This window comes from Synechococcus sp. NOUM97013 (genome assembly GCF_014279815.1).
In the GTDB taxonomy this organism is placed as follows: Bacteria; Cyanobacteriota; Cyanobacteriia; order PCC-6307; family Cyanobiaceae; genus Synechococcus_C.
Genome location: NZ_CP047941.1, coordinates 898,425 through 923,496 on the forward strand (window position 1 = coordinate 898,425; position 25,072 = coordinate 923,496).

At 60.2% G+C, this 25,072-nt stretch carries 25 protein-coding genes and 2 pseudogenes; 18 read left to right on the top strand and 9 right to left on the bottom strand.

The window, feature by feature from the left end; translation table 11 throughout:
* Positions 1–25: 25 nt before the first annotated feature.
* The 5 genes and pseudogenes from SynNOUM97013_RS13830 to SynNOUM97013_RS04625 all read left to right on the top strand — a co-directional run.
* Positions 26–778 (top strand): annotated as a pseudogene (locus tag SynNOUM97013_RS13830) (aminotransferase class I/II-fold pyridoxal phosphate-dependent enzyme); the annotation flags it as partial.
* 373 nt (positions 779–1,151) lie between these two features.
* Positions 1,152–1,424, top strand: a complete 273-nt coding sequence (locus SynNOUM97013_RS13835) for a hypothetical protein (RefSeq protein ID WP_370586464.1) — start codon at positions 1,152–1,154, stop codon at positions 1,422–1,424.
* Between the two features lie 20 nt (positions 1,425–1,444).
* The gene (locus SynNOUM97013_RS04615) at positions 1,445–2,428 is read left to right on the top strand and encodes a phosphatidate cytidylyltransferase (protein ID WP_186480972.1); all 984 of its coding nucleotides are present in this window, start codon (positions 1,445–1,447) and stop codon (positions 2,426–2,428) included.
* Positions 2,429–2,436: 8 nt separating this feature from the next.
* Positions 2,437–2,601, top strand: a complete 165-nt coding sequence (locus tag SynNOUM97013_RS04620; protein WP_222929835.1) for a hypothetical protein — start codon at positions 2,437–2,439, stop codon at positions 2,599–2,601.
* Entirely contained in the window at positions 2,582–2,749 is a 168-nt protein-coding gene (locus SynNOUM97013_RS04625; protein WP_186480973.1) for a DUF2256 domain-containing protein, read from the top strand. Before SynNOUM97013_RS04620 ends, SynNOUM97013_RS04625 begins: the two co-directional genes overlap by 20 nt.
* Before the next feature lie 740 nt (positions 2,750–3,489).
* Here the strand turns inward: SynNOUM97013_RS04625 and SynNOUM97013_RS04630 are convergent.
* Complete coding sequence (locus tag SynNOUM97013_RS04630; RefSeq protein ID WP_186480974.1) at positions 3,490–4,380, bottom strand: hypothetical protein; 891 nt, start codon at positions 4,378–4,380, stop codon at positions 3,490–3,492.
* A 352-nt stretch (positions 4,381–4,732) separates the two neighbouring features.
* Here SynNOUM97013_RS04630 and SynNOUM97013_RS13840 point away from each other — a divergent pair.
* From SynNOUM97013_RS13840 to SynNOUM97013_RS04640, 3 genes and pseudogenes are all read left to right on the top strand, one after another.
* Positions 4,733–5,485, top strand: a pseudogene (locus SynNOUM97013_RS13840) (aminotransferase class I/II-fold pyridoxal phosphate-dependent enzyme); the annotation flags it as partial.
* A 373-nt stretch (positions 5,486–5,858) separates the two neighbouring features.
* Complete coding sequence (locus SynNOUM97013_RS13845) at positions 5,859–6,131, top strand: hypothetical protein (RefSeq protein ID WP_370586464.1); 273 nt, start codon at positions 5,859–5,861, stop codon at positions 6,129–6,131.
* Between the two features lie 20 nt (positions 6,132–6,151).
* A complete protein-coding gene (locus SynNOUM97013_RS04640; protein WP_186480975.1) occupies positions 6,152–7,078 on the top strand; it encodes a phosphatidate cytidylyltransferase in 927 nt (308 codons plus the stop codon).
* 37 nt (positions 7,079–7,115) lie between these two features.
* Here the strand turns inward: SynNOUM97013_RS04640 and SynNOUM97013_RS04645 are convergent, their stop codons facing one another.
* The 5 genes from SynNOUM97013_RS04645 to rimI all read right to left on the bottom strand — a co-directional run bounded on the left by SynNOUM97013_RS04645 (position 7,116) and on the right by rimI (position 13,034).
* Positions 7,116–7,745 carry a DUF2993 domain-containing protein gene (locus tag SynNOUM97013_RS04645; RefSeq protein WP_186480976.1) on the bottom strand — a complete coding sequence of 210 codons (630 nt, stop codon included), beginning with the start codon at positions 7,743–7,745 and terminating at the stop codon, positions 7,116–7,118.
* A 57-nt stretch (positions 7,746–7,802) separates the two neighbouring features.
* Positions 7,803–8,678, bottom strand: a complete 876-nt coding sequence (locus SynNOUM97013_RS04650; protein WP_186480977.1) for an alpha/beta fold hydrolase — start codon at positions 8,676–8,678, stop codon at positions 7,803–7,805.
* The gene (locus SynNOUM97013_RS04655; RefSeq protein ID WP_186480978.1) at positions 8,675–9,799 is read right to left on the bottom strand and encodes an iron-containing alcohol dehydrogenase family protein; all 1,125 of its coding nucleotides are present in this window, start codon (positions 9,797–9,799) and stop codon (positions 8,675–8,677) included. Before SynNOUM97013_RS04655 ends, SynNOUM97013_RS04650 begins: the two co-directional genes overlap by 4 nt.
* Before the next feature lie 5 nt (positions 9,800–9,804).
* Positions 9,805–12,375: an ATP-dependent Clp protease ATP-binding subunit gene (locus SynNOUM97013_RS04660; protein ID WP_186480979.1), complete on the bottom strand. Its 2,571-nt coding sequence runs from the start codon at positions 12,373–12,375 to the stop codon at positions 9,805–9,807.
* Positions 12,376–12,542: 167 nt separating this feature from the next.
* The gene (rimI, locus tag SynNOUM97013_RS04665) at positions 12,543–13,034 is read right to left on the bottom strand and encodes a ribosomal protein S18-alanine N-acetyltransferase (protein ID WP_186480980.1); all 492 of its coding nucleotides are present in this window, start codon (positions 13,032–13,034) and stop codon (positions 12,543–12,545) included.
* A gap of 60 nt (positions 13,035–13,094) precedes the next feature.
* On the opposite strand from rimI, the gene lysA reads away from it, so the two are divergent.
* From lysA to SynNOUM97013_RS04700, 7 genes are read left to right on the top strand one after another with little or no spacing between them, the layout of a single operon-like run.
* Entirely contained in the window at positions 13,095–14,456 is a 1,362-nt protein-coding gene (lysA, locus tag SynNOUM97013_RS04670; protein WP_186480981.1) for a diaminopimelate decarboxylase, read from the top strand.
* A gap of 18 nt (positions 14,457–14,474) precedes the next feature.
* Positions 14,475–15,317 (top strand): diadenylate cyclase CdaA, encoded by an 843-nt coding sequence (gene cdaA / locus SynNOUM97013_RS04675; protein WP_186480982.1) that lies wholly within the window; start codon positions 14,475–14,477, stop codon positions 15,315–15,317.
* Positions 15,314–16,111, top strand: a complete 798-nt coding sequence (locus tag SynNOUM97013_RS04680; protein WP_186480983.1) for an isoprenyl transferase — start codon at positions 15,314–15,316, stop codon at positions 16,109–16,111. The genes cdaA and SynNOUM97013_RS04680 overlap by 4 nt, the downstream gene beginning before the upstream one ends.
* A gap of 26 nt (positions 16,112–16,137) precedes the next feature.
* Positions 16,138–17,115 (top strand): biotin synthase BioB, encoded by a 978-nt coding sequence (gene bioB, locus SynNOUM97013_RS04685; RefSeq protein ID WP_186480984.1) that lies wholly within the window; start codon positions 16,138–16,140, stop codon positions 17,113–17,115.
* The gene (locus tag SynNOUM97013_RS04690; protein ID WP_186480985.1) at positions 17,112–18,047 is read left to right on the top strand and encodes a rhodanese-related sulfurtransferase; all 936 of its coding nucleotides are present in this window, start codon (positions 17,112–17,114) and stop codon (positions 18,045–18,047) included. The genes bioB and SynNOUM97013_RS04690 overlap by 4 nt, the downstream gene beginning before the upstream one ends.
* Positions 18,044–19,045: a DUF952 domain-containing protein gene (locus SynNOUM97013_RS04695; protein WP_186480986.1), complete on the top strand. Its 1,002-nt coding sequence runs from the start codon at positions 18,044–18,046 to the stop codon at positions 19,043–19,045. The genes SynNOUM97013_RS04690 and SynNOUM97013_RS04695 overlap by 4 nt, the downstream gene beginning before the upstream one ends.
* Positions 19,045–19,539 carry a hypothetical protein gene (locus tag SynNOUM97013_RS04700; RefSeq protein ID WP_186481432.1) on the top strand — a complete coding sequence of 165 codons (495 nt, stop codon included), beginning with the start codon at positions 19,045–19,047 and terminating at the stop codon, positions 19,537–19,539. The genes SynNOUM97013_RS04695 and SynNOUM97013_RS04700 overlap by 1 nt, the downstream gene beginning before the upstream one ends.
* Here SynNOUM97013_RS04700 and lipA read toward each other — a convergent pair.
* Complete coding sequence (lipA, locus tag SynNOUM97013_RS04705) at positions 19,524–20,423, bottom strand: lipoyl synthase (RefSeq protein WP_186480987.1); 900 nt, start codon at positions 20,421–20,423, stop codon at positions 19,524–19,526. The genes SynNOUM97013_RS04700 and lipA overlap by 16 nt on opposite strands.
* Positions 20,420–20,989, bottom strand: a complete 570-nt coding sequence (recR, locus tag SynNOUM97013_RS04710; protein ID WP_304623133.1) for a recombination mediator RecR — start codon at positions 20,987–20,989, stop codon at positions 20,420–20,422. Before recR ends, lipA begins: the two co-directional genes overlap by 4 nt.
* Before the next feature lie 104 nt (positions 20,990–21,093).
* Between recR and psbP the strand changes: the two genes are divergently transcribed.
* The 3 genes from psbP (at position 21,094) to SynNOUM97013_RS04725 (ending at position 23,233) form a co-directional block, all read left to right on the top strand.
* Positions 21,094–21,648: a photosystem II reaction center PsbP gene (gene psbP / locus SynNOUM97013_RS04715; protein WP_186480988.1), complete on the top strand. Its 555-nt coding sequence runs from the start codon at positions 21,094–21,096 to the stop codon at positions 21,646–21,648.
* 73 nt (positions 21,649–21,721) lie between these two features.
* Positions 21,722–23,044, top strand: a complete 1,323-nt coding sequence (locus tag SynNOUM97013_RS04720) for an NHLP bacteriocin system secretion protein (RefSeq protein WP_186480989.1) — start codon at positions 21,722–21,724, stop codon at positions 23,042–23,044.
* Between the two features lie 15 nt (positions 23,045–23,059).
* On the top strand, positions 23,060–23,233 hold the full coding sequence (locus SynNOUM97013_RS04725; protein WP_186480990.1) for a hypothetical protein: 174 nt from the start codon (positions 23,060–23,062) through the stop codon (positions 23,231–23,233).
* Here SynNOUM97013_RS04725 and SynNOUM97013_RS04730 read toward each other — a convergent pair.
* On the bottom strand, positions 23,191–25,044 hold the full coding sequence (locus SynNOUM97013_RS04730) for a TolC family protein (protein ID WP_255442989.1): 1,854 nt from the start codon (positions 25,042–25,044) through the stop codon (positions 23,191–23,193). The two genes, SynNOUM97013_RS04725 and SynNOUM97013_RS04730, sit on opposite strands and share 43 nt — an antisense overlap.
* Positions 25,045–25,072 lie beyond the last annotated feature (28 nt).

A 25,072-nucleotide genomic window follows, 5' to 3' on the forward strand; every position in this document is an offset into this window, starting at 1 on the left:
CCGCGCTCGTCCCCATTGTTTTGAGATGACGTCGCTCCTTTCGCTGCTTGGCTCGATTAATGGACGGTCGCTGCATCTGCCTGTTCATGGCCGAGGCGCTGCCCTGCCACCGTCGTTGCAACGTCTGTTGCGGCAACCACCGGGCCGCTGGGATCTTCCGGAGCTTCCGGAGGTCGGCGGTCCCCTGGAGGCGGAAGGGGCGGTGGCCGCCAGTCAGGCGCGTCTGGCCGCTGCGCTGGATGTGGATCGTTGTTGGTTTGGCGTCAATGGAGCCACGGGGCTGCTTCAGGCTGCGCTTCTAGGCATCGCCCAGCCCGGTGAAGCGGTGCTGCTGCCTCGCAATACCCACCGTTCGCTCATTGCTGCCTGCGAACTTGGGGGGGTGTTGCCGGTGTTTCTACCGGTGCCGTTTCGCACCGACCGCGGCCATCCAGGCGCCATGACCGCCGCGGGTCTGCGTCGATCTCTGGACGCCTTGCCTGACCCCGGCCGTCGCATCGCCGCTGCGGTGCTGGTGCACCCCACGTATCACGGTTACGCCGCTGAGATCAGCGGCTTGCTCGAGCTGCTGCATGCGCGGGGACTGCCGGTGCTGGTGGATGAAGCCCATGGCACCCATCTGGCCTTTCCGTCGCACTCGGAGCTTCCGACCTCAGCGGTGCACGCCGGTGCGGATCTCGTGGTGCATTCCCTGCACAAGTCTGCTCCCGGCTTGGCCCAGACCGCTGTGCTCTGGCAACGCAACGGGCGCATTGATCCGGTACGGCTGCAAGCGGCCTTGCAACGACTTCAGACCACTAGCCCCAGTGCCCTGCTGCTGGCGTCCTGTGAAGCCACCCTCGATTGGATGCTGTCGCCGCGCTGGCCGCTGCTGCTGGAGGCTCGTCGTCGTGACGCCACCACCCTGGCGACGGTTCTCGCGCGTGCTGGGGTGCCACTCCATTCCAGCGACGATCCGCTGCGGCTGATCCTGGCGACAGGCCAGGCGGGGATCAGTGGTCTGCAGGCTGATGACTGGTTCATGCAGCGGGGGTTGATTGCTGAATTGCCGGAACCGCTTTGCCTCACCTTTTGCCTTGGTTTCGCGCAGCATCGAGGCCTCAGCAGGCAGTTCAGGCATCTCTGGAAGCACCTGCTTGCGGAGGCGGGGGGTGAGCCTCTGGCCCCGATTCCGGCACCGCCGTGCGATCGCGTTTCGATTCCCGTGCTTCCGCCGGATCAAGCGCTGCGCCGACCGCTCACCCCGTCTGCCTGTAGCTCGCTGCATCGATCGCATTGCAGCCGAGCTGATCTGTCCCTATCCCCCGGGCGTGCCCCTGCTCGTGCCAGGCGAGCGGATGGATGCGCAACGCTGTGCCTGGCTCGACCAGCAACATCGGCGGTGGCCCGATCAGGTGCCCGGTAAGGTGATGGTTCTGGCCTGAAAGGCCTTGGGATAAGGCCGGTGATTGCAGACGTCACAACCGGGGAAGGCCCCAGCAAACGGCGGGCTTCGGATCAAAAACGTCTGGTCAGCGGGCTGCTTGTGGGCCTGTTCGGTCTGGTGGTTGTGGGCTCGGGCGGCTGGTGGTTCACCATCGCCCTTGGCGTGATGGTGCATCTCGGCCTTCTGGAGTTTTTCCGGATGGCGCAGTTCAAGGGCATGCGACCCGCCACCAAAACGACTCTGGTGGCTTGCCAGCTGCTGTTGATCTGCACCCAGTGGTCCGTGAATGGAGGCATTGGGTTGCATCTCGCTGATGCGGTGCTGCCCTTGTCCGGAGCCGCCATCTGCGGATGGCTGTTGTTGCAGCCGATCACTGGCTCCATCGCCGATATCGCTGCCTCAATCTTCGGACTCTTCTATCTGGGCTTTCTGCCCAGCCACTGGCTGAGGCTGCGCAACCTCACCGATGTAGACCTTGCCCCAACACTCGCGCAACTGCCGGCGTGGTTGAGCGACTGGATCACACCGGGATTGGCGATCACCTTGATGGCCTGTCTGATGGTGGTGGCCACCGATATTGGTTCCTTTGTGATTGGCCGCCGTTTCGGTCGTCATCAGCTGTCTCCCGTGTCGCCGGCCAAGACGATGGAAGGGGCCTATGGCGGATTGGCCTCATCTGTGTTGCTGGGCGTGGTGGCCGGTCCGCTGCTGGGCTGGCCCTATGGAGCTCTCACTGGTGGTTGTCTCGGTGCCCTGGTCGCGTTGTTTGCGCTCGTGGGTGATCTCACCGAATCGATGATGAAACGGGATGCCGGTGTGAAAGATTCCGGTGATGCCTTACCGGGTCATGGCGGACGCGGCGCTCTGGTGAGCCGCCAAGCGGCGGTTAGGAGTTGCCGCCGTGTCCAGCGTTTCCGCCAGGCCCTGGGATTGCCGCGCCTGGATTGGGTGGTGCTCTTGGATCCTGTCGCCGCAGTTGACCCGGCTGTTGGCAGCAGTTGAGCCCGCAGGTGCAGGTGCTGCCCCGTGGTGAGCTCAGCAGTCCAGGCTTGGTTTTTCGCAGTGCGCCCAATCGCCCGGGTGTCGTGCAGCTAGAAGTGGGACGCTGCTGCTACTGCCTCGGTAACCAGGGCGTGAGCGCCAACATGGGCCTTCTTGCGGCTTGCGGCCGATGACCATCACGAAGGCAGGCCCACAAAAACTTGCGCCCAGCGCGGTCGCCCCTTTCAGTCGCGCAAAAAGTTGAAGGCCGTGTGGGATGAGGTTCGTTACTGCTCAGAGCGCTGCCGGTGCGCGAGCAAGCGCAGCGCTACTAGGCCCTAACTTGCGCCTACAGGGCTTTGCTCTGTTTGAAGAGGTGGCTGAGTGGTCGAAATCGAACGGCTCGAAATAGTTTGAAGGGCAACCCTTCGTAGGTTCGAATCCCACCCTCTCCGTTTAAGTTTTTCTAGACTAATCAAAGACTTTTATTTTCATTGTGGGGAAATTGGCCTAGATATTTTTCTTCCCTTAGGACTTCTCTCTAGAGATCCTGTCGTCTCATAAATGTGTTGGGTTCACGCCCTTCGCATTTTTTACATAAATGGGTGTTGGCATGCTTTTCCACTTTTGGAACAAGGAAGTCCTTGATAGAAGCTTGAAAGCGACCTTGAATCGCAAGCAGTGCCTCATTCATCCAGCTCGATTCATATAGCAAGGATGTGTGGAGATATTTTTAGATGTAGGGTTGGTTCTAGGGCCTGGAAAAGTCGGATTGATGTTAAGGTTCGTCTCCAAATGTAGAAGATTAAGCTAGTGCCTTTTAAGAGTAAGTTGTTAGCAGGAACGGCCTCTCCTGCAAGGAGCTAATCCAGGGATAGTGGGAGGTTCCGATACAGCTAAAGAAAGAGTATGCGCAGTAGTACAAATAAATAAAGCTCGCTTCGATGTCGATCTTTTGTTGACGTATTGGTAAGCTTTGATTCTGCATTGAAAGGATTATTTATGTGATTTCAGCCTCATTGATTTGTGCGACCCAGGCAGTCTAACGTGAAAGTTTGTGCTAATTACTCGTATTGAATTGCCTAGATAATTTTTGCCGCTATTAGCTGGAGATTGCATGCGTAAGAGTGTCTTAGCGGGAAAATTTCGCTTTTCAAAATCTTGAAACCGTTGTCCTCGAGCTTTTTAATGTAATTATGGTGGTAATTCATGTACATTCCGCCGCAATAGGGATTCATGGGGTTAACTTGTTCTGGTCGAAGTATTCTGCATGGGAAAAAGGTTTTTGCTTTTGGGAACCAAGGCTCGTTCAATACAATGAATTTTGCTGATTTTGATAACTCTGAAAAATATAAATCTAATTCTTTGTTGTTGAAAAGAATGCTTGTGGATGTCATGAAATATACATCAGCGGAAACTTCTTTCCTTTCCAGGATCTCTAGTGCGTAGCCCGATCGAAAGTTCCAGTTGCTTTTGGGGGGAAGAACAAAATGGTTGCATTGGGAGATGTTTTCTTGGAAGTCTATTGACCAAAAGTTAATCTCTGAGTACTTACTGCTTAGGTAAGAACTTATGGTGTCAAGCCTACTCCCAATGTTGGCAACGGACTTTATACTATTATGGTATTTAGACAAAGTCTGATCTAAAAGTCTTGCGCCATTGATTTGAAATGTGGAGAACTCCCTTTCTGTATCTAGTAATTCTTTATTGACTTTGGCTTTGTTTAGATATTCTTGAGCTGAATCAGGGGTGCTGAGCTTGGATTCCTGGAAGCTCTTCAATTGGCTTATATCTTGAGAGCTTAATCTGCCTTTTTGTTTGACCTTGGACTTGTTCTTGAAGCTTATTCCAAGTGAATTGTTAGTTAGTAGTCCAAGTTTTTGCCTCAAGTCAAATTTAAGCATCCTGAACCAGTCTCTCCATGAAATGCTTAAAGATGTAACCTGATCTTTTTTATCACTTTTTGGTTTCATTTTGGTTGATCTGCTAAATCTATTGCAATATTAGCACGTTTAAAAATGCAAAGTTATAAATCTCGATCTTGCTTGATGGTTTCTGCGTTTCTCCTATCGAGTTTGCTTTTGTCTGTTTTGGCTGTTTGGTTGTCCTTGAAAAGGCAAAGATGACTTCAGAATGACACTTGACTTTTTGTTAGTTCTTTCTGTGTTGCCTGGAGAATTGTTTCTGTCTCGAGTAAGGCTTTCCTTTTTGGTAAGGGATTAGATCTTAATATGGTTGGTAATGCTTCTGGTTTTGTTTCCAGTAAATAGAGTCTAAATCGGTTGGTAAATATAAGCCCCTGGCGCTCGTCCCCATTGTTTTGAGATGACGTCGCTCCTTTCGCTGCTTGGCTCGGTTGGTGGACGGTCGCTGCATCTGCCTGTTCATGGTCGAGGCGCTGCCCTGCCACCGTCGTTGCAACGTCTGTTGCGGCAACCACCGGGCCGCTGGGATCTTCCGGAGCTTCCGGAGGTCGGCGGTCCCCTGGAGGCGGAAGGGGCGGTGGCCGCCAGTCAGGCGCGTCTGGCCGCTGCGCTGGATGTGGATCGTTGTTGGTTTGGCGTCAATGGAGCCACGGGGCTGCTTCAGGCTGCGCTTCTAGGCATCGCCCAGCCCGGTGAAGCGGTGCTGCTGCCTCGCAATACCCACCGTTCGCTCATTGCTGCCTGCGAACTTGGGGGGGTGTTGCCGGTGTTTCTACCGGTGCCGTTTCGCACCGACCGCGGCCATCCAGGCGCCATGACCGCCGCGGGTCTGCGTCGATCTCTGGACGCCTTGCCTGACCCCGGCCGTCGCATCGCCGCTGCGGTGCTGGTGCACCCCACGTATCACGGTTACGCCGCTGAGATCAGCGGCTTGCTCGAGCTGCTGCATGCGCGGGGACTGCCGGTGCTGGTGGATGAAGCCCATGGCACCCATCTGGCCTTTCCGTCGCACTCGGAGCTTCCGACCTCAGCGGTGCACGCCGGTGCGGATCTCGTGGTGCATTCCCTGCACAAGTCTGCTCCCGGCTTGGCCCAGACCGCTGTGCTCTGGCAACGCAACGGGCGCATTGATCCGGTACGGCTGCAAGCGGCCTTGCAACGACTTCAGACCACTAGCCCCAGTGCCCTGCTGCTGGCGTCCTGTGAAGCCACCCTCGATTGGATGCTGTCGCCGCGCTGGCCGCTGCTGCTGGAGGCTCGTCGTCGTGACGCCACCACCCTGGCGACGGTTCTCGCGCGTGCTGGGGTGCCACTCCATTCCAGCGACGATCCGCTGCGGCTGATCCTGGCGACAGGCCAGGCGGGGATCAGTGGTCTGCAGGCTGATGACTGGTTCATGCAGCGGGGGTTGATTGCTGAATTGCCGGAACCGCTTTGCCTCACCTTTTGCCTTGGTTTCGCGCAGCATCGAGGCCTCAGCAGGCAGTTCAGGCATCTCTGGAAGCACCTGCTTGCGGAGGCGGGGGGTGAGCCTCTGGCCCCGATTCCGGCACCGCCGTGCGATCGCGTTTCGATTCCCGTGCTTCCGCCGGATCAAGCGCTGCGCCGACCGCTCACCCCGTCTGCCTGTAGCTCGCTGCATCGATCGCATTGCAGCCGAGCTGATCTGTCCCTATCCCCCGGGCGTGCCCCTGCTCGTGCCAGGCGAGCGGATGGATGCGCAACGCTGTGCCTGGCTCGACCAGCAACATCGGCGGTGGCCCGATCAGGTGCCCGGTAAGGTGATGGTTCTGGCCTGAAAGGCCTTGGGATAAGGCCGGTGATTGCAGACGTCACAACCGGGGAAGGCCCCAGCAAACGGCGGGCTTCGGATCAAAAACGTCTGGTCAGCGGGCTGCTTGTGGGCCTGTTCGGTCTGGTGGTTGTGGGCTCGGGCGGCTGGTGGTTCACCATCGCCCTTGGCGTGATGGTGCATCTCGGCCTTCTGGAGTTTTTCCGGATGGCGCAGTTCAAGGGCATGCGACCCGCCACCAAAACGACTCTGGTGGCTTGCCAGCTGCTGTTGATCTGCACCCAGTGGTCCGTGAATGGAGGCATTGGGTTGCATCTCGCTGATGCGGTGCTGCCCTTGTCCGGAGCCGCCATCTGCGGATGGCTGTTGTTGCAGCCGATCACTGGCTCCATCGCCGATATCGCTGCCTCAATCTTCGGACTCTTCTATCTGGGCTTTCTGCCCAGCCACTGGCTGAGGCTGCGCAACCTCACCGATGTAGACCTTGCCCCAACACTCGCGCAACTGCCGGCGTGGTTGAGCGACTGGATCACACCGGGATTGGCGATCACCTTGATGGCCTGTCTGATGGTGGTGGCCACCGATATTGGTTCCTTTGTGATTGGCCGCCGTTTCGGTCGTCATCAGCTGTCTCCCGTGTCGCCGGCCAAGACGATGGAAGGGGCCTATGGCGGATTGGCCTCATCTGTGTTGCTGGGCGTGGTGGCCGGTCCGCTGCTGGGCTGGCCCTATGGAGCTCTCACTGGTGGTTGTCTCGGTGCCCTGGTCGCGTTGTTTGCGCTCGTGGGTGATCTCACCGAATCGATGATGAAACGGGATGCCGGTGTGAAAGATTCCGGTGATGCCTTACCGGGCCATGGCGGCATCCTCGACCGCATCGACAGTTTTCTATTCACTCCAGCGGTGGTCTTCTACGGCGTCACCCTGCTTCTCCCGGTTCTTGGACGCAGCTGAGCTTCTCAGGGTTGAGTTTTTTTAGGGCTGAACTGTCTCAGGGCTGAACGGTGGCTTGTCCGTTGAGAACCAGTTGGCCTCCCTGCAGACGGGCTGCATTGATCTGAATGTTGGGATCCATGGGAAGCAAGAGCGATTCCTCGGCATCGCAGTGGTCGACGCGGATGGTGCCCTGGTCCGCGCACAGCCGGAACCTTCGCTTTATCGGATCCTTGCCGGTGATCACATCGGCGGTGAGGACCAGTTGGTCGTTGTCGATGACCAGTGACCGCAATGGTGTCAAACCCATCAGTTGTTCGGCCAGCAGATCCCCAAGCCAGCGCCAGCGGTCGCTTGCCAAAGCCTGATTCAGATCCTGGCCCGCCAGCACCACTTCTCCTTCGATTGAGAACGGGTCCTGCAGCTGCACGGGCTGATTGGGCTGCCCCGGCCGGAGCGTTGCTTTTAAGGCACCGCATTCGATCTCCGCGCGCATCAGGGGGAGCTGTTCAAAACTCACTTTCCTGGCCTCCAGTGAGACCCCTTGCAGTCGACCGCGCAGCAGTTCCAGGGCGGATCCCTTCAGCGCCAGGTTGATCTCTTCGGCTGAATCGCACTGACTGCGGATCCAGCGTTGAAGACCACTGGCCAGGAGCTGGAGAACAGGTCCGGAGCTGGACTGGGGCATGAACGCTTCAGGCCTCGAGGCTGGATCGACGCTGCATCATCCGATGTATTCGCGCGATCAGGCGGCCGAAGCGATCGCTTGGAACCAAGTGAGACAGCGGTCGGCGACCCTTTGGGGCTGGTCGATGTGCGGCAGGTGTCCGCAAGCGTCGAATTCTTCGACGCCATCCTTGAGGATTGCTGCTGCGGCTTGTTTCTGCGGTGCTCGCAGAATGCGGTCATTGGCTCCCCAGATCACATGCAGCGGTTGCTGGGGCAAGGGCGTTCCGCAGCCAGAGAAGCCACCGCTGCGAGCAAATGCAGCCAGGGCATCCGCCCAGCCCGGGCACTGCAGATGTAGCGAAGCGATTTGTTCTTCGGGAGCGCCGACATCAGCATCAGGATCCGCAAAGGCCTGGCGGCACAGACTTTTGCGGACTCCGGGGCGCGCCAGGAACCAGGCCCCCAGTCGATCCAGCAGGGGCGGAACCGGCATCGGGCGTCCCGTAAGACCGGCGGGGGCCAGCAACAGCAGCGCGTGAATCCGCTCCGGTTGTCGTCGTGCCATTTCCACAGCCACGGACCCACCCATGGAGGCTCCAATCACACCGACTGGTTGCGCTGGCATGCGTTGCAGCAGGGCATCCAGATGGGCGAGAACAGCATCAGGGCCATAGCTCGCTTCCATGGGGCGAGGTGAAAAGCCGAAGCCGAACAGATCGGGGATGAACAGTTGAAACCGTTCGCTCAGCAGCGGTGCCATACGCCGGTATTCAAGAAAGCTGCTGTCGAAACCATGGAGCAATAACAGGGGCTCACCTTCACCGACGACGCTGACGGGAAACGGATCCTTGACACCAAGCTCCGGCATTGACCACCACTGAAGGTCGTCGACCAGAGCTTGAGCGCTTGGATCAAGTAGCTCGGGTCTTAGCGTGTCAAGCAGTGACTTCAAGGCAGCACCGGACTGACTTCGGCTGCGCCCACAAGGGCTTCCAGCAGTGCGCCGGGTGTGACCGAGAAGGGAAGGTGGTGCAGATCCGAGCTGTCCCTGCAGGCGAACTCACACACCTGTTGAAGATCCTTGAGGCTTGCCTCGCCCAGGCCGAGATCATCCAAGCTGACTGGTAGTTCTAGCGCCTGCAACAAGGGAAGAAGCTGTCGATGAGCCTGGGCTGCCAGACGATTGCCCCCCAACCGTTCTTCCAGACGCAGTTGCACGAGCACGCCGAAGCCCACCTTCTCTCCATGGAGAACGGAGTGACAGGCTTGCAGCTGGGTCAGACCGTTGTGCACGGCATGGGCAGCTACCGTGCGGCAACGTGCTCCCCCCAGTCCGCCGATCACCCCCGCTGTGAGTCCGCAGGCCTCCACCACGCGCTGCCAGGCTTCGCCGCCAGGGTTCGCCATCGCATCGAGACTGTCGAGCAGCAATTGATCACGCAACACGCGTGCCATCTGCACAGCCTGCTGAATCAAGCCATCCGTGCTGGAGCCGCTGCTGACTGACGCTTCATACCATTTGGCCAGGGCATCGGCGATGCCGCTGGCCAAGGTTCGTGCCGGTGCGCGCAGTAATAAGTCGTGGTCGAAGATCAGTAGATCAGGGCAGCGATCGAGGGCTTGATCCCCTTCAAAAGCACCCACCGGGCTGTAGAGATTGGAGAGGGCCGTCCAACCAGCACAGGTGGCTGCACTGAGCGGAACGGTGATGCAGGCCACCCCGGCGCGGTGAGCCAACAGCTTGCCGGCATCGAGCACTTTGCCGCCACCAGCAGCAATCACAGCGTCGCATCCGTGGGAGCTCAACGCAGATTGCAAACGCTGTAAGTCCTGCTCACAGCAGTCGTGATCCAGGGTTTGAGGAATCACGCTTAGGCCGAGCTTCCTCAGGTCGCGGCTGAGTTCCTCACGCAATGGCTGGGTTGCAGCACTGCGGCCCAGAAGCAACGGACGTTGGGTGAGCGAATGAATCGCTGTTAGAGATTGATTCCAGGCTCCAGCACCACGGATGACTTGGGCTGGAGCGATGGAGTGGGTCGAAACCCTGCCGTCACGGATGGCTGATTGGATCATCCAGGTCAGAGACCGGCTCCAGCCAATTCGGGCGTCCCGCTGACTGTGCCGGTGAGGTGCTTCACCACCACCTTGCCATCTTCAACATCCACTTGCGCGGAGTCGCCGTCCTTGATGCGCCCGGAGAGAACTTCCTCGGCCAGGCTGTCTTCGAGAAGACGCATCACGGCACGACGCAGGGGGCGTGCGCCATAGGCAGGGTTGTAACCCTCCTCGACCAGACGTTCCTTGAAGGCATCGGACACGGTGAGGGTGATGCCTTTCTCTCCGATGCGATTGAACACCTCGCGCAGCATGATCTCGGCGATTTCCTTGACCTCTTCGCGATTCAGTTGCCTGAACACGATGATCTCGTCGAGACGATTCAGGAACTCTGGGCGGAAGTACTGCTTCAACTCCTCATTCACGAGGGAGCGGATGCGGTTGTACTGATTTTCTTCAGCGTTCTCTCCAGAGAACTCGAATCCGAGTCCACCGCCGCCTTTCTCAATCACCTTCGAACCGATGTTCGAGGTCATGATGATCAGCGTGTTTTTGAAGTCGACGGTACGACCTTTGGAGTCGGTCAGGCGACCGTCTTCCAGCAGCTGCAGCAACAGGTTGAAGACATCGGGGTGCGCCTTTTCGATTTCGTCGAAGAGCACCACGGTGTAAGGACGACGGCGGACAGCTTCGGTGAGCTGACCCCCCTCGTTGAAGCCCACATAGCCCGGAGGCGAACCGATCAATTTGCTGACCGTATGGCGCTCCATGAATTCCGACATGTCGAGTCGGATCATCGCTTCTTCGCTGCCGAAGAAATAAGCGGCAAGCGCTTTGGTGAGCTCGGTCTTGCCCACACCCGTCGGGCCGGAGAAGATGAAGCTGGCGATCGGGCGGTTGGGGTTCTTCAGACCGACCCGTGCACGGCGAATGGCTTTGGACACGGCTTTGACTGCTTCGTCCTGACCGATGAGGCGTTTGTGAAGCGTCTCTTCCATGTTGAGCAACTTCACCGATTCGCTTTCGGTGAGCTTCTGAACCGGCACACCAGTCCAAGACGCCACGATCTGGGCAATGTCTTCTTCGCTGACCACCGGAGTGGTGGAAGCAGAATCAGTACTGGTTGCTGTTTCAGATGTGGCAACAGCTGTTGCCTCTCCAGCCTCGGCTGTGACGGCTTGGTCGTTGGGTGCGTCCTGACGGCTGGATTGCAGCAGGGTGCGGATCTTCTCGCGAAGCTCCACCTCTTTGTCGCGCAACTCACCAGCTTTGGTGAAGTCCTGATCGCGAACGGCATCCTCCTTTTCCTTCTGGACGGAACGGAGCTCTTTGTCGACTTCCTTGGCTTCAGGCGGGAGCTTGGAGTTGAGAAGCCGCACGCGGCTACCTGCCTCATCGATCAGGTCGATGGCCTTGTCGGGAAGGAAACGATCGGAGATGTAGCGATCCCCGAGGGTTGCAGCCGCCTCAAGCGCTTCATCCGTGATCCGCAGGCGGTGATGCTGCTCGTAGCGCTCGCGCAGGCCGCGCAAGATTTCGATGGTGTCTTCAATGGAAGGCTCACCGACGTTAACCGGTTGGAAACGACGTTCCAGAGCGGCATCTCGTTCGATGTGCTTTCTGTATTCATCAAGGGTTGTGGCGCCGATGCATTGCAGTTCGCCACGTGCCAGAGCCGGCTTGAGGATGTTGGCTGCGTCGATGGCACCTTCGGCGGCACCAGCGCCAATCAGGGTGTGCACCTCGTCGATCACCAAGATCACATTGCCTGCGGCCTTGATCTCCTCCATGATCTTTTTGAGACGTTCCTCGAATTCGCCTCGGTACTTGGTGCCTGCTACAAGAAGACCGATATCAAGAGTGAGTACACGCTTGTCTTCGAGAATGTCAGGAATGTCTCCTGTCTGAATTCGTTGTGCGAGACCTTCGGCAATAGCGGTCTTGCCGACTCCAGGCTCGCCAATCAGCACTGGGTTGTTCTTGGTGCGGCGGCCGAGGATCTGAATCACCCGGTCGATTTCGTTGTGACGTCCGACGACGGGATCAAGCTTGGCTTCACTGGCAAGCTGGGTGAGGTTGTTGCCGAATTCGTCGAGGGTGGGGGTCTTGGTGGAACCCTTGGCACCAGATCCGCTGCTACCGCCAGCACCGACCTCAGCGGTCTCGCCGAGCATGCGGATCACTTGAGTACGCACCTTTGCCAGGTCGACTCCGAGATTTTCCAAAACGCGTGCGGCGACGCCCTCACCTTCCCGGATCAGACCAAGAAGAAGGTGTTCTGTACCTATGTAGTTGTGTCCCAGTTGACGGGCTTCTTCGAGAGACAGCTCCAAAACACGCTTGGCGCGCGGTGTGAAGGGGATTTCGACTGCAAAAAACCCAGAGCCCCTGCCGATGATTTTTTCGACTTCAACCCGAGCGTCCTTGAGATTGACTCCCATGGACTTGAGAACCTTGGCGGCAACCCCGGTTCCTTCGCCGATCAAGCCAAGAAGAATCTGCTCGGTGCCAACGAAGTTGTGACCCAGGCGGCGAGCCTCTTCTTGGGCCAGCATGATCACCTTGATGGCCTTCTCGGTAAACCTCTCAAACATCGTTTAGGCCGACAGCTGATGAGCACCAACCTATCAGGGCTGAAGGGCTGTTGTGGTTTCATCGAGCACAACTCACATCCCAGTGCTGCCGGGGGTTGGTTGCTTCAGAAAGTATTAAACAATGCCGAAATGTATCCCTTTATTCATTTCGATCAGTGCGGGAATCCCTACCCGATGCTGATTGGTCGCCGTTGCAACAGGGCATCGCTTCCATCGCTGTAATACCTCTTTCTCAGGCCGCAGTTCGCGAAGCCGCAGCGGTCGTAAAGCTTTTGCGCTGCCGAGTTGGTTGATGCCACCTCGAGGGTGGCTGTGAGTGCTCCACGGGTCTGGCCCAGGTGCATCAGTGCACCTAGCAGTCGTGAACCAATGCCCTGGCGCTGATGGGTTGGGGCGACGGCAACGACCATGATCTGCAGCTCGTCGACCACGAGCCAGGCCGAGGCCACGCCCGCCAAGGTTTTGTGGTCCAAGACTGCCCCCAGCACCAGTCGATCGCGATCGGCCAGCTCCCGTGCCCACTGCTCCCGGGTCCAGAAATCATCCAGTGCCTGGTGATCGAGGCTCATGCAGCCCTCGAGATCGCCGCTGTCGAGTTCGCGGATTGAGAGGTCGCCGTTGCTTAGTTCGCGGTTGACGATGCCGCGTTCACCTGTCATGCCTGCGCTGTCCCGAGGAGGTGCCTCCTTACATTGCCTACCGAGCGCGTTCAAGGTTTCATGCCCCAGCCCTACGAATCCGGCTGCGATCAGAACAGTCCGAACCGCAACCTTGCGCCAATCACGGCTGAGCTTGATGACCAGGGCCGTCTGGCGGTGGGTGGCTGCACGCTCAGTGAGCTGGCTGAACGGTATGGAACGCCGCTTTACGTTCTTGATGAATCCAGCATCCGTCAGGCCTGCCAGGCCTATCGCGAGTCGCTGGAGCGTCACTACCCAGGCGATTCCCTGGCGATCTACGCCTCCAAGGCCAATAGTTCCTTGGCGTTGACGGCTGTTGTGGCGTCCGAACAGTTGGGTTTGGATGCCGTCTCGGCCGGAGAGCTCATCACCGCGCTGGATGGCGGCATGCCGGCTGAGCGGATCGTGCTGCATGGCAACAACAAATCCGTGGACGAGCTTGCGCTCGCTTACCGCCATGGCGTGATGGTGGTGGCTGACAACCAGCACGATCTGGATCGACTCGAGGAAATTGTTCCGGCTGGAGGCGCGCCTGCTCGTCTGATGCTCCGGTTCACCCCGGGGATCGAATGCCACACGCACGAATACATCCGCACTGGACATCTCGACAGCAAATTCGGTTTCGATCCCGATCAACTGGAGCCCGTACTGCGTCAGTTGCAGAACGCCAGCTGGGCACGGGTGGAGGGCCTGCATGCCCATATCGGCTCCCAGATTTTCGAGCTGGAACCCCATCGCGATCTCGCTGCGGTGATGGCCGATGCCCTGCGCCTGGCCCGTGAGCTCGGCCATCCAGTGCGCGACCTCAACGTCGGGGGAGGCCTCGGTATTCGCTATGTCGCCAGCGATGATCCCCCGTCCATCGATGCCTGGGTGAAGGTGGTGGCGGAAGCCGTTGCCACGGCTTGCCGTGACCGCAACCTCGACCTGCCGCGTCTGATGTGCGAGCCGGGCCGATCCCTGGTGGCGCCAGCAGGGGTGACTGTTTACACGGTCGGTTCCCGCAAGGTGGTTCCCGGTGTGCGGACCTATCTCTCCGTCGACGGGGGCATGAGCGACAACCCCAGACCGATCACCTACCAGTCGCTTTACACCACCTGTCTGGTGGACCGACCCCTGGCTGCTGCCGAGGAGACCGTCACGCTCGCCGGCAAACACTGTGAGTCGGGGGACGTGCTGCTCAAGGATCTTGCGTTCCCTGCTTGCAGCAGCGGCGAAGTGCTGGCGGTGTTTGCAACAGGCGCCTACAACGCTTCGATGAGTTCCAACTACAACCGCATCCCCAGACCAGCTGCCGTGTTGGTGCACGACGGTCATGCGGAACTGGTGCAACGCCGGGAGCAGCCGGAGGATTTACTCCGTTACGACCTGCTGCCCGAACGATTGACGTCGGTAGTCTGAGGAGACTTCGGGGTGTGATTGAACGTGTTGGCGGTGTTGCAACTGCGCCTGCTCTTTGACGTTCTTTGCGCTTCACTATTTGGATTTTTACTGTTTACCCGCGTCAACGAGCAACGCACGCTCTGGCTGCTGCGCGGGTATCTATTTCTGGTGGCGTTGGCGTGGTTCGTCAAACGCTTCTTCAATCTGCCACTCACATCAACACTGATTGATGCGTTGGTGCTGGCCTGCTCGCTCTCTCTGGCCATTCTTTGGCAAGGGGAACTGCGACGGCTGATGGAGTTGCTTGGCACTGGCCGTCTGGCGGTGTTGCTTGGCAATCCGCAGAGCAAAATGCGCTCCACGGCAAGCACGGTGGCGCAGCTCACCGATGCGGCCGGTCGACTCTCGAAGAGTCGGCGAGGCGCGCTGATTGTGGTCGATCTCGGCAGCGACCTCAGACCTGAGGACTTTCTCAATCCTGGCATCACCGTCGATGCGCAATTGAGCAGTGAACTGCTGCTCAACCTGTTTGCGTCCGATACGCCGCTGCACGATGGCGCGGTGCTGATCAAGGGTAACCGGATCGTCTCGGCGGGGGTGATCCTGCCCCTGTCACGGCAGGGAATCAGTCGCTATGGAACCCGTCACCTTGCAGCGCTCGGGATCACCGAACGCTTCGATCGCTGCATTTGTGTAGTGATCTCTGAGGAGACAGGAACCCTCTCATTGGCCAATCAGGGGCGTTTGGAACGACCGATCACCAGCTCCCGTTTGCAAGATCTGCTCACGGAACTGATTGTCTCTTCTGTGTCATCGGCGCCGGTGAAATCACCATCTGCGCGTAGCGTGAACTCTGGCACTCAGGAATCCTTGCCTTGAGCCGTCGTCTGGCCATCAGTGCGGAACAACTCTCCTCACGGTGTTGTCCGCAAGGACTTGACCCCCATCGGATTCCGGCTCACGTCGCCGTGATCATGGATGGCAATGGACGCTGGGCCAAATCCCGCGGTCTTCCGCGCGTAATGGGGCACCGCGCCGGTGTGGAGGCCTTGAAGTCAACGCTCAGGCTCTGCAGTGACTGGGGGGTTGAGGCCCTGACCGCTTACGCCTTCTCCACCGAAAACTGGTCGAGGCCTGGCGATGAGGTGAACTTTTTGATGACGCTGTTCGAGAGTGTGCTGCAGCGTGAGTTGCAGGCTCTGGAACACGAGCAGGTGCGAATCCGTTTCCTCGGCGACCTGGAGGCCCTTCCCGCCAAGCTGCAGGCCTTGATTGCCGATGCCACGGAGCGCACGGCTTGCAACACAGGAATTCATTTCAACGTGTGCACCAACTACGGCGGTCGTCGCGAGCTGGTGCGTGCCAGTCAGCGATTGGCGGAACGTGTCGCCAATGGCGAGCTGATGCCGTCTCAGATCGATGAACAGGCCCTGGCCGCAGAGTTGTTCACGGCGGGTGAGCGCGATCCCGATCTGCTGATCCGTACCAGCGGTGAACGCCGCATCAGCAATTTCCTGCTCTGGCAGCTGGCCTATGCCGAGATTCATGTGACGGATCTGTTCTGGCCTGATTTCGATGCGGAAGCCCTGCGCTCTGCCATCGAGGACTACCAGGGTCGTCAGCGCCGATTCGGTGGGTTGCAAACGGTGGAGACCCACGCTCTGGGATCCTGAAGGCTGCAGAAGCGGTGGTTGGTTCGATGACGGACACGGTGGACCTTCGCCATGACTGGAGCCTGGAGGAGATCGAAGACCTCCTGACGCTTCCCCTGATGGACCTGCTCTGGCGTGCCCAGGGGGTTCATCGCGCAGCCAATCCCGGTTACCGGGTCCAGCTGGCCTCTCTGCTAAGCGTGAAGACTGGTGGATGCGAGGAAGACTGCGCTTACTGCCCGCAGTCGATGCATCACAGCAGTGATGTCACCGGCCAGCCGGATCTGGAAGTGAAAGCTGTGCTCGATCGCGCACGGGCTGCCGCCGATGCCGGAGCCGATCGTTTCTGCATGGGTTGGGCCTGGCGGGAAATCCGTGAGGGTCCGGCGTTTGAGTCGATGTTGAAGATGGTCCGCGGCGTGCGGGAGCTGGGCCTGGAAGCCTGCGTGACTGCTGGGATGCTCACCGACGACCAGGCTGAACGCCTGGCTGAAGCGGGCTTGACGGCTTACAACCACAACCTCGACACCAGTCCCGAGCATTACGACCGGATCATCACCACCCGCACCTATCAGGAGCGGCTTGAAACGCTTCAGCGGGTGCGTCGTGCCGGTGTGACGCTGTGCTGCGGGGGCATCATCGGCATGGGCGAGTCACTCAGGGATCGTGCCTCGATGCTGCAGGTGCTGGCTTGCATCGACCCGCATCCCGAGAGCGTGCCGATCAATGGCCTCGTGGCGGTGGAGGGCACGCCGCTGGAATCGCTTCCTTCCGTGGACCCCCTGGAACTGGTCCGCATGGTGGCCGTGACGCGCATCCTGATGCCCTTCAGCCGTGTGCGTCTCAGCGCCGGCCGTGAACAGTTGAACCGCGAGGCCCAGATTCTCTGCCTGCAGGCCGGTGCGGATTCCATTTTCTACGGCGACACGCTGCTCACGACCGGTAATCCCGCTGTGGAGGCCGATCGCGCTCTGCTGGCGGCGGCCGGTGTTCAGGCGCGCTGGCAGGAGACGGCTGCCGCATGACGGCCTCCCGGGAGGCCGCACCCTTTCTGGTGGCTGCGTTCTACGCCTTCACGCCTCTGGATTTGGAGCGGCTGGAGGGGTTGCTGGCGGATCTGCCGCTGATGGCACGCCACGCGGATGTGGTCGGATCGATTCTGATCGCTCCGGAGGGGGTGAATGGCACCATCAGCGGTCCCGATGCCGGGGTGCAGGAGTTACTGGATCGATTGCATGCCGATCTCTGCCTGGGAGAGGAGCATTTCGAGCGTCTGCAGGTGAAGCGCAGTCGCAGCCCGAAGCAGGTGTTTCGGCGTTTCAAGGCGCGTCGCAAGCGGGAGATCGTCACCCTTGGCCAACCCTGTGCGGATCCCCGGCAAAGCGTTGGCACCTATGTGGAGCCCAGGGACTGGAATGCCCTGGTCGATGATCCCGACACCCTCGTGATTGACACCCGCAACAGTTACGAAGTGGCGATTGGCAGCTTCAGCGGCTCTCTAGATCCAGGGACCGAGAGTTTCCGCGACTTCCCCGATTGGGTAGAAAGCGACCTGCGTCCGCTGGTGGAGCAGACCTCGCCGGCACGCATTGCCATGTTCTGTACTGGTGGCATTCGCTGTGAGAAGGCCAGCAGTTTCTTGCAACAACGGGGTTTCCCTGAGGTCCATCACCTCAAGGGCGGAATCCTCAGTTACCTCGAACAGGTGCCGGAGGACCAGAGCCGCTGGCAGGGCGAATGCTTTGTGTTCGATCAGCGTGTGGCGGTCAATCATCAGCTCGAGCCTGGTGAGCACCGGCTCTGTCATGCCTGCGGTCTGCCATTGACACCCGCCCAACGGCAACTGGAGAGTTACCTGCGTGGTGTTCAGTGCCTCCATTGCCAGGATCGATTCACGGACGCGGACCGTGCGCGTTTTGCCATGCGTCAGCGGCAGTTGGATGAGGCCCGGGGATGACAGAGGCTCCTGTGCTGTACAGCTTTCGGCGATGTCCCTACGCCATGCGTGCCCGCTGGGCGCTGCTGCAGGCTGGAGTCATCGTGCAGTGGCGGGAAGTGGCGCTCAAGGCCAAGCCGGCCGAGATGCTTGCGCGTTCTCCCAAGGGAACCGTGCCGGTGCTGGTGCTCGTTGATGGCACGGTCATCGACGAAAGCCTGGCGGTGATGGAGTGGGCTCTGGCCCAGGCCGATCCATGCGATTGGCGTCGCCAGAATTGTGCTGAGGACCAGCGTCAGATTCAGGAGCTGATCGCTTGCAACGATGGCGCGTTCAAGCATCATCTCGATCGCTTCAAATACACCGACCGCTACCCCGGCGAATCCAAGCAGGAGCATGATCAGGCGGGTCTGGCCATCCTCCGTGGCTGGTCGGACCGGATTCAGACTTGTGGTGGTTGGTTGCTGGATGGCCGTTGTTCCCTCGCGGATGCGGCACTCTGGCCCTTTGTGCGTCAGTGGCGGAATGCGGACCCTGAGGCGTTTGATGGCGATGAGTCGTTGGCACCTCTGCGCCAGTGGCTGGAGCGCTTTCTCGCGGATCCGCTCTTTGAACGTTTGATGCAGCGCGCTGATCCCTGGGATTCGGGTGGGCTGCAGCCGCATTTCCCCGCGGATGCCGTTGCTGTTCCCGCCGATCAACCCCTGTTCCATCTGGCACTCACTGAGGACTGGCATGCCGCTCAGGGAGAGGGGGTCTATGAGATCTCAACCCGAGGTTTGGCCGTTGACCAGGTGGGATTTATGCATCTCTCCTGGCAGGAGCAGGTGGCAGCCACCTATGAAAAGTTCTACGCCGATGCTGGTGCGGTGATGCTGCTCACCATTGACCCGAAGGCGCTCACGGCCCCCTTGCGCGCCGATGCCATTCCCAGCGGTGAACTGTTTCCCCATCTCTACGGCCTTCTGCCGCTGACAGCGGTGACCGCCGCGTGCCCCTACCCCGCCACAGAAAGCTGATGTTGGATCAATTGGAGAAGGAAGCGCGTGAGCGGGACCTGCTGTTGCGCCTCCAGGTCGGACGCCCATTGGGGTTGTGGAGCCTGCGCCTGGTGGTGGCCCGTTCTCAGCCTCAGAGCCTGCAGCTGCTCGGGGAGATGAAGGCCTGGGCTTACAGCGGTGCCAACGGTTTGCAGCTCGACACCATGCGCGTGCTTCCCGGCGCACCTGCGGGGTGTGGTGACCTGATCTGGGCCGCAACGATGGCCTGGGCTCTGGAGGTCACGCCATGCCGCAGGGCCAGGCTGCTGGCCATCCGCGATGACGAACGCCAGCATCGCCGCCTAGTGCGTTATTTCCAACAACGCGGCTTCGAACCCGTCCGTGAGGTGCAGGCAGCGCTGTGGGATCTGCCCCTGCGCATGGTGTGGGGCGGTGCCGGTGCACTGATGGTCGGCAGCTGTGAGCGGGTGCAGGCGCGGGCTGTGGATCGCTGGCGTCAGGTCGCTGCGTGATAACTGCTGCGCACCAGCGGTCCGCTGCGCACCACTGCAAAGCCCAGCTCGCGGGCAATGGCTCCCAGCTCGTCGAATTCATCGGGATGCCAGTAGCGATCCACGGGGAGATGGGCCAGCGATGGACGCAAGTACTGGCCGAGGGTCAGGCGCTGGCAGTCCACGCCTCTGAGATCGCGCAGGGTTGCGATCACTTCATCACGCGTCTCCCCAAGTCCCAGCATCAGCCCGCTCTTGGTCGGGATGTCGGGTGCCAGGGCCCGTGACGCTGCGAGCAGGGCAAGCGAGCGCTCGTAGGTGGCGCCGCGGCGCACGATCCCCTGGAGACGCTGCACGGTTTCCAGGTTGTGGTTGAAACACACCGGCTCCGCGTTCAGCACGGTCTGCAACCGTTGCCGCTGGGCGGAAACAGCTGCCCCGTGATCAGCATGTCCCCCCCAGAAATCGGGGGTCAGCACCTCGATGGCAATCAGCGGGTTGCGTTCCCGGATCGCTGCCATGGCGGAGGTGAACAACGAGGCCCCGTGGTCGTCGAGATCATCCCGGGCCACGGCAGTGAGCACCACGTAGCGCAGGTTCATCGCGATGACGGCATCGGCCACGCGCTCGGATTCCTGCGTGTTGACCGGCTCTGGAGCCTGGCCTTTGTCTACCTGACAGAACGCGCAGCTGCGGGTGCAGATCGCACCCCCCAATAGAAACGTGGCCGTGCCGGCTGCATAGCACTCGCCCCGGTTCGGGCAGCGACCTTCCTCACAGATGGTGTGCAAGCCATTGCGCTTCACCAGGCCCTGGACCCGTTCCACCGCGGAGGCATCTCCCAGCGGGCGGCGCAGCCATTCCGGCAGGCGTTCCTTCGGTGGAATGGCGGAGTACCGACTCATTCCACAACCCGTCGCCCTTCAAGGGCCCGGCTGAGGGTGACGTCGTCGGCGTATTCGAGCTCGCTTCCCACCGGCAGGCCGTAGGCGATCCGGCTGACCCGGGTGAAGGGCTTTAGCAGCCGGGCGACATACAGGCTGGTGGTGTCGCCTTCCACGCTGGGGGTCAGGGCCAGGATGACTTCTTCGACGTTGTCCTCGGCGACGCGTTTCACCAGGCTGCTGATCTGGAGAAGATCCGGACCGATGCCATCCATCGGCGAGATCAGGCCCCCCAGCACGTGATAGCGCCCACTGAATTCCCGGGTGCGTTCCAGGGCCAGCAAATCGCGGGAATCGGCCACCACGCAGATCTGACCATTGGAACGTTCGGGGTTTCGGCAGATCTCACAGGTGGGCTCAGCGCTGAGATGAAAGCAGGTCTGGCATTGACCCACCTGGGTCCGCGCCGCCAGCAGTGCGTCTGCAAAGCTGCGGATCTGTTCCTCCGGCTGCCTGAGCAGATGCAAGGCCAGTCGTTGTGCGGTGCGGGGACCGATCCCCGGCAATCGCTCGAACTGATCAATCAGCCGAGCCAGGGGTCGGGTGAAGCCGCTCAGAGCTCTTTGGCAGTTGGCGAAAATCTAGGCAGGGGATGGGACGGGCAGAATGCGCGCATCCGGCCCTTCTCTTCATGCGCTCCATGCTGCGACGTCCACTCCGGTCCCTACTCGTTCTGCTCTGTGTCCTCACGCTCAGTGCCTGTGGTGGTGCCGCTGCCGGTCTGAACTCGTTCAAGAGTCCTGATGGCCGTTATGCCTTCCTATATCCGACCGGTTGGACGCGTGTGGCGGTCACCGGAGGCCCCGCGGTGGTCTTTCACGATCTGATCAACAGTGATGAAACGGTGAGCCTGGTGGTTTCGGACGTCAATGCCGACGAAGACCTGGAGAGTCTCGGCAGCGCCGTGGCGGTTGGTGAGCGGCTCCGGCGGGAGGTGATCGCACCGGATGGCAGTGGGCGCGATGCCGATCTGATCGAGGCCAGCGAGCGGGATTCCGAGGGGCACACCTTCTACGACCTTGAGTTCGCTGTTCACCTGCAAGACCGTGATCGCCATGAACTGGCCACGGTGGTGGTGGATCGCGGCCGCCTTTACACGCTGGCCACCAGCACCAATGAAGAGCGCTGGCCCAAGGTGAAGGGCCTGTTCGAATCGGTGATTCATTCCTTCACCCTGCTGATCTGAATCACCGGACCGTTGCCCAGAACTGTCCTCCGCTGAACGGCAATGGCTGTCCATCGCCAGCAAGATGACGGCCATGACCACCTCTTCCCGCGTTGCGCGACTCAAGAGCCGATGGAACGGGCTCTCGGATCACCACCAGGTGGGTGCCGCGTTGGCAGGGGTTGGCGGCCTGTTCGGGGTCTGGCTGCTGTTCTGGCCCGTTCCCACGCAGGTGGAAGGCCGCGGCGTCCTGATCTATCCCGATAACGCCGGCATTCTCAATGCCCGTTCGGGCGGGCAGGTGTTGCGGATCAATACCAAAGTGGGCGATCGTGTGCGCAAGGGGCAGGTGCTGATGACCTTGTATCTCCCCGTTCTGGAACGGCAGCTGGATCAGCAGCAAGGCAATCTGCGTCAGTTGGAGCGCCAGAACGACGAGTTGAATGCGCGCGACGCGCTGCGGATTCAAACCGCCCAGGCGGCGCTCGACATTGCCCTGGCCAAGCTTGATGACGATCAGAAGCGGCTGACCAGCCTGCAGTCCACTTACAACGCCAAAGTGGAGAACCTCAGCTGGCTGGCCCAGCGCGAGGTGGTGGCACCGCTCTCCAGGGCTGTGGTGTCAGCTGAACAGGGGCTGACCACCACCAGCGTTCAGTTGGATGACATCAAAATCCAGCGCAAGGACGAGATCACAGCCTTCCAGCAGATCAAGCTGGAGATCGAGACCGAACGGTTGGATCGACGCTTCCAGATCGATGATCTCAAGCGCGAAATCGCCGTGACCGAGGCTCGCATTGCCTTCGATGGCAATGTCACCGCTGAGCGCAGTGGCGCCGTGCTGGATCTGCAGGTCATCCAGGGCCAAACCGTTAAAACCGGTGACCGCCTCGGCACCCTCGGCCGCAGTGCCAGCCCCGATGCGGATCAGAGCAAAACCGGTGGTGATCTGATGGCCGTTGCCTACTTCCCGCCCGCCGATGCCCGCCGCTTGCCGATCGGGTTGCCTGTGGAGGTGGTGCCGTTGTGGAACCAGCGCGGACGTTTCGGTGGGATTGAAGGAACGGTCAGCAGCGTGCTCAGCCTTCCCGCGACGCGAGAGGACATTGCCACCACCGTCGGCAATAGCCAGTTGGCCGAAGCCCTCGTCAAGGACGGTCCGGTGATGCGCGCCGAGATTCAATTGGATCGCGATAGTCGCAGCGACGATGGCTACCGCTGGACCCTCTCCAATGGCAGCGGGGTCTTCCCGATCCGTGACGGACTCACCATCGACACCTTCGCCTATGTGGAGTGGCGTTCACCGGTCACGTACGTCATTCCCGGTCTGCGCTCGCTCACCGGTGGCTTCCGCACCCTGCGCATCGATCGACTCTGGGATCTGCCGTTCCTGCGGCAGCCCGGAACCATTCAGTAAGCCTCTGCGCCTTCCATGACTCTTCGTCCCTTGTTGCGTCAGGAGTTGCCCTGGCTGATCGCTGAACTGGTGCTCCTGGTGATTCTTCTCAATGCCAACCCACCGGAGCTGTGGTTCTGGCTCGTCGTGTTTCTGGTGATTTTCGGCTATCGCGTCGAACGCTGGTGGGCGTCACGCCCTAATGCCTGAGACGAGAATCCTTCGAGAGTGATGGTCGTTGGCACAGCGAGCTCAGGATCCCGCGGCATCGGCAGCAATTCACGCAGCAGCTTGGCGTAGGTCACATTCACATCCACGGTGGCCGTTAACCGATTCACCAGCGCTTCCACCAGTTGGGTCTGCGTGACTGAAAGATCCACTTCATTGCTCAGCCCCGTTTTGTAACGCAGGGAGCTGTCGCGGAAGGCTTCCTTGCCAGCTCCCACCGCGCGTCGGGCCGAGACCAGCTTGGCGAGGCTGGCTTCATGGTTGAGAAAGGCGCGCTCCAGGCGAAGACGAATCTGATTGCGTGTCGCCGCATAGGCCTGGCTTGCGGCGTCCTCCTGCAGGGCTAAAGCCTTGATGGCATTGGAGGTCGCGCCGGCGTTGAAAATCATCCAGTTGAATGCCAGTCCGACCGACCAGTCGTAGCCAGCGACCTGTTCCAGGGGCAGGAAGGTGGAGCCGCAACATCCGCCTCCACTGATGGAGAGGTCGAAGAGTCGTTCCACGGATGCCAGGCCTCCCACGGAGGCAAACAGACTCAGTTGGGGCAGGAGCTGCGCTGCAGTCTCATTCTGTTGCAGAGCCAGAGCCCGCCTTGTGGCCAGGATTGCATCCAGCTCCGGATTGTTGTCGTAGGCCGCAAGCAGTGATTGCTCGAGGTTCAAGGGCCAGGCAGGTGCCAGGGTGATCGCATCCGCTGCGCTCGGTGTGACATCGGCTGGAAGATTCATCACGGTCCAGAGCGCGCGCCTGGCGATGGCACGGTTCGCCAGGGCCTGAATCAGGATTTCCTGGTCGATCGACAGGGTGGCGCTGCGGCGCAGCAGATCCACCCGTGGCACCAGGCCGGCTTGCTTGAGATTGAGGGTGTCTTCCAGCACGATCAGGTCAGTGCGCACCACGGCATCGCGGATGCGCACCAACTGCTCATCGCGCTGCAGCTGGTAGTACGCCTCACTCACCTCCAGCTGCAGGGCCCTGAGCTGGTTGGCGTATTGCTGTTGAAACTGCTCCAGCCTTGCTTCTGCTGCTCGGACCCGTGGGGTGCGGGCAAAGTCGACCACGGCGTAGCTGAGTTGCAGTCCTGCTTCGGCATCCACCCCATTGGCGACCGCATCAAGACTGCCGCCAGCGGGCACATAGAAGGGACCAGCGGATGAATTGCTGACGCTGCTGCCGTTCTCGGTGAGTGCGACGTTCTCGCCCTGCCCTTGGGCCGCAAACATCGGCCCGAAGCCGTAGGTGTTGTTGTCGTAGGGCGAATAGGTGCTGCTGCCGCTCTGGAATGCTTCGGTATCGGCAAACACACTGACGGTGGGCCAGTAAGCCCCCGACAGCGAGGCCACCGTGGCTGCTTGCGCCGCAATCTGCTTGCGTTGGATCTCCAGGTTGGGGCTGTTGCGGAAGGCGATGGCGATCGCCTGCTCCAGGCTGACCGCGCGGATGCCTCCGGCGGCTGCATCCTGCGCCGTCGGCAGTTGCAGGGGGGCATCTGGGAGGCTTTGGTCGTCGCTCAGTGATCCACTGGCCGGTTCATTGGCCCGAAGCAAACGGCCAGGAAGCTCGGGACTGCGCAGGTCATCGGAGGCATCAAGCGCAGGAGCCGGACCGAGCAGCGTATCCAGACTGTCGAGCTGCTGGTTCAACTGATTCCAGCTGCGCTCCAGCTGGCGGGTGTTGCCGCCTTCGTTCAGGCTTGGAGCCGCATCAATCTGGGTTTGTGCCTTGGCCACGACTTGGCACAGCATGCCCATCACGGGAATCACGAGGGAACCCTTGATGAGTGAGCCGATCAAGAAGTGAAGCTGCATTCTGGTTTGGCTG

Bases quoted from the DNA above. Each gene is read 5' to 3' on its own strand.
- SynNOUM97013_RS04630 (WP_186480974.1), bottom strand. From the start codon at position 4,380: ATGAAACCAAAAAGTGATAAAAAAGATCAGGTTACATCTTTAAGCATT.
- SynNOUM97013_RS04645 (WP_186480976.1), bottom strand. From the start codon at position 7,745: ATGCCCCAGTCCAGCTCCGGACCTGTTCTCCAGCTCCTGGCCAGTGGT.
- SynNOUM97013_RS04655 (WP_186480978.1), bottom strand. From the start codon at position 9,799: ATGATCCAATCAGCCATCCGTGACGGCAGGGTTTCGACCCACTCCATC.
- SynNOUM97013_RS04660 (WP_186480979.1), bottom strand. From the start codon at position 12,375: ATGTTTGAGAGGTTTACCGAGAAGGCCATCAAGGTGATCATGCTGGCC.
- rimI (WP_186480980.1), bottom strand. From the start codon at position 13,034: ATGACAGGTGAACGCGGCATCGTCAACCGCGAACTAAGCAACGGCGAC.
- lysA (WP_186480981.1), top strand. From the start codon at position 13,095: ATGCCCCAGCCCTACGAATCCGGCTGCGATCAGAACAGTCCGAACCGC.
- bioB (WP_186480984.1), top strand. From the start codon at position 16,138: ATGACGGACACGGTGGACCTTCGCCATGACTGGAGCCTGGAGGAGATC.
- SynNOUM97013_RS04690 (WP_186480985.1), top strand. From the start codon at position 17,112: ATGACGGCCTCCCGGGAGGCCGCACCCTTTCTGGTGGCTGCGTTCTAC.
- SynNOUM97013_RS04695 (WP_186480986.1), top strand. From the start codon at position 18,044: ATGACAGAGGCTCCTGTGCTGTACAGCTTTCGGCGATGTCCCTACGCC.
- SynNOUM97013_RS04700 (WP_186481432.1), top strand. From the start codon at position 19,045: ATGTTGGATCAATTGGAGAAGGAAGCGCGTGAGCGGGACCTGCTGTTG.
- lipA (WP_186480987.1), bottom strand. From the start codon at position 20,423: ATGAGTCGGTACTCCGCCATTCCACCGAAGGAACGCCTGCCGGAATGG.
- psbP (WP_186480988.1), top strand. From the start codon at position 21,094: ATGCGCTCCATGCTGCGACGTCCACTCCGGTCCCTACTCGTTCTGCTC.
- SynNOUM97013_RS04720 (WP_186480989.1), top strand. From the start codon at position 21,722: ATGACCACCTCTTCCCGCGTTGCGCGACTCAAGAGCCGATGGAACGGG.
- SynNOUM97013_RS04725 (WP_186480990.1), top strand. From the start codon at position 23,060: ATGACTCTTCGTCCCTTGTTGCGTCAGGAGTTGCCCTGGCTGATCGCT.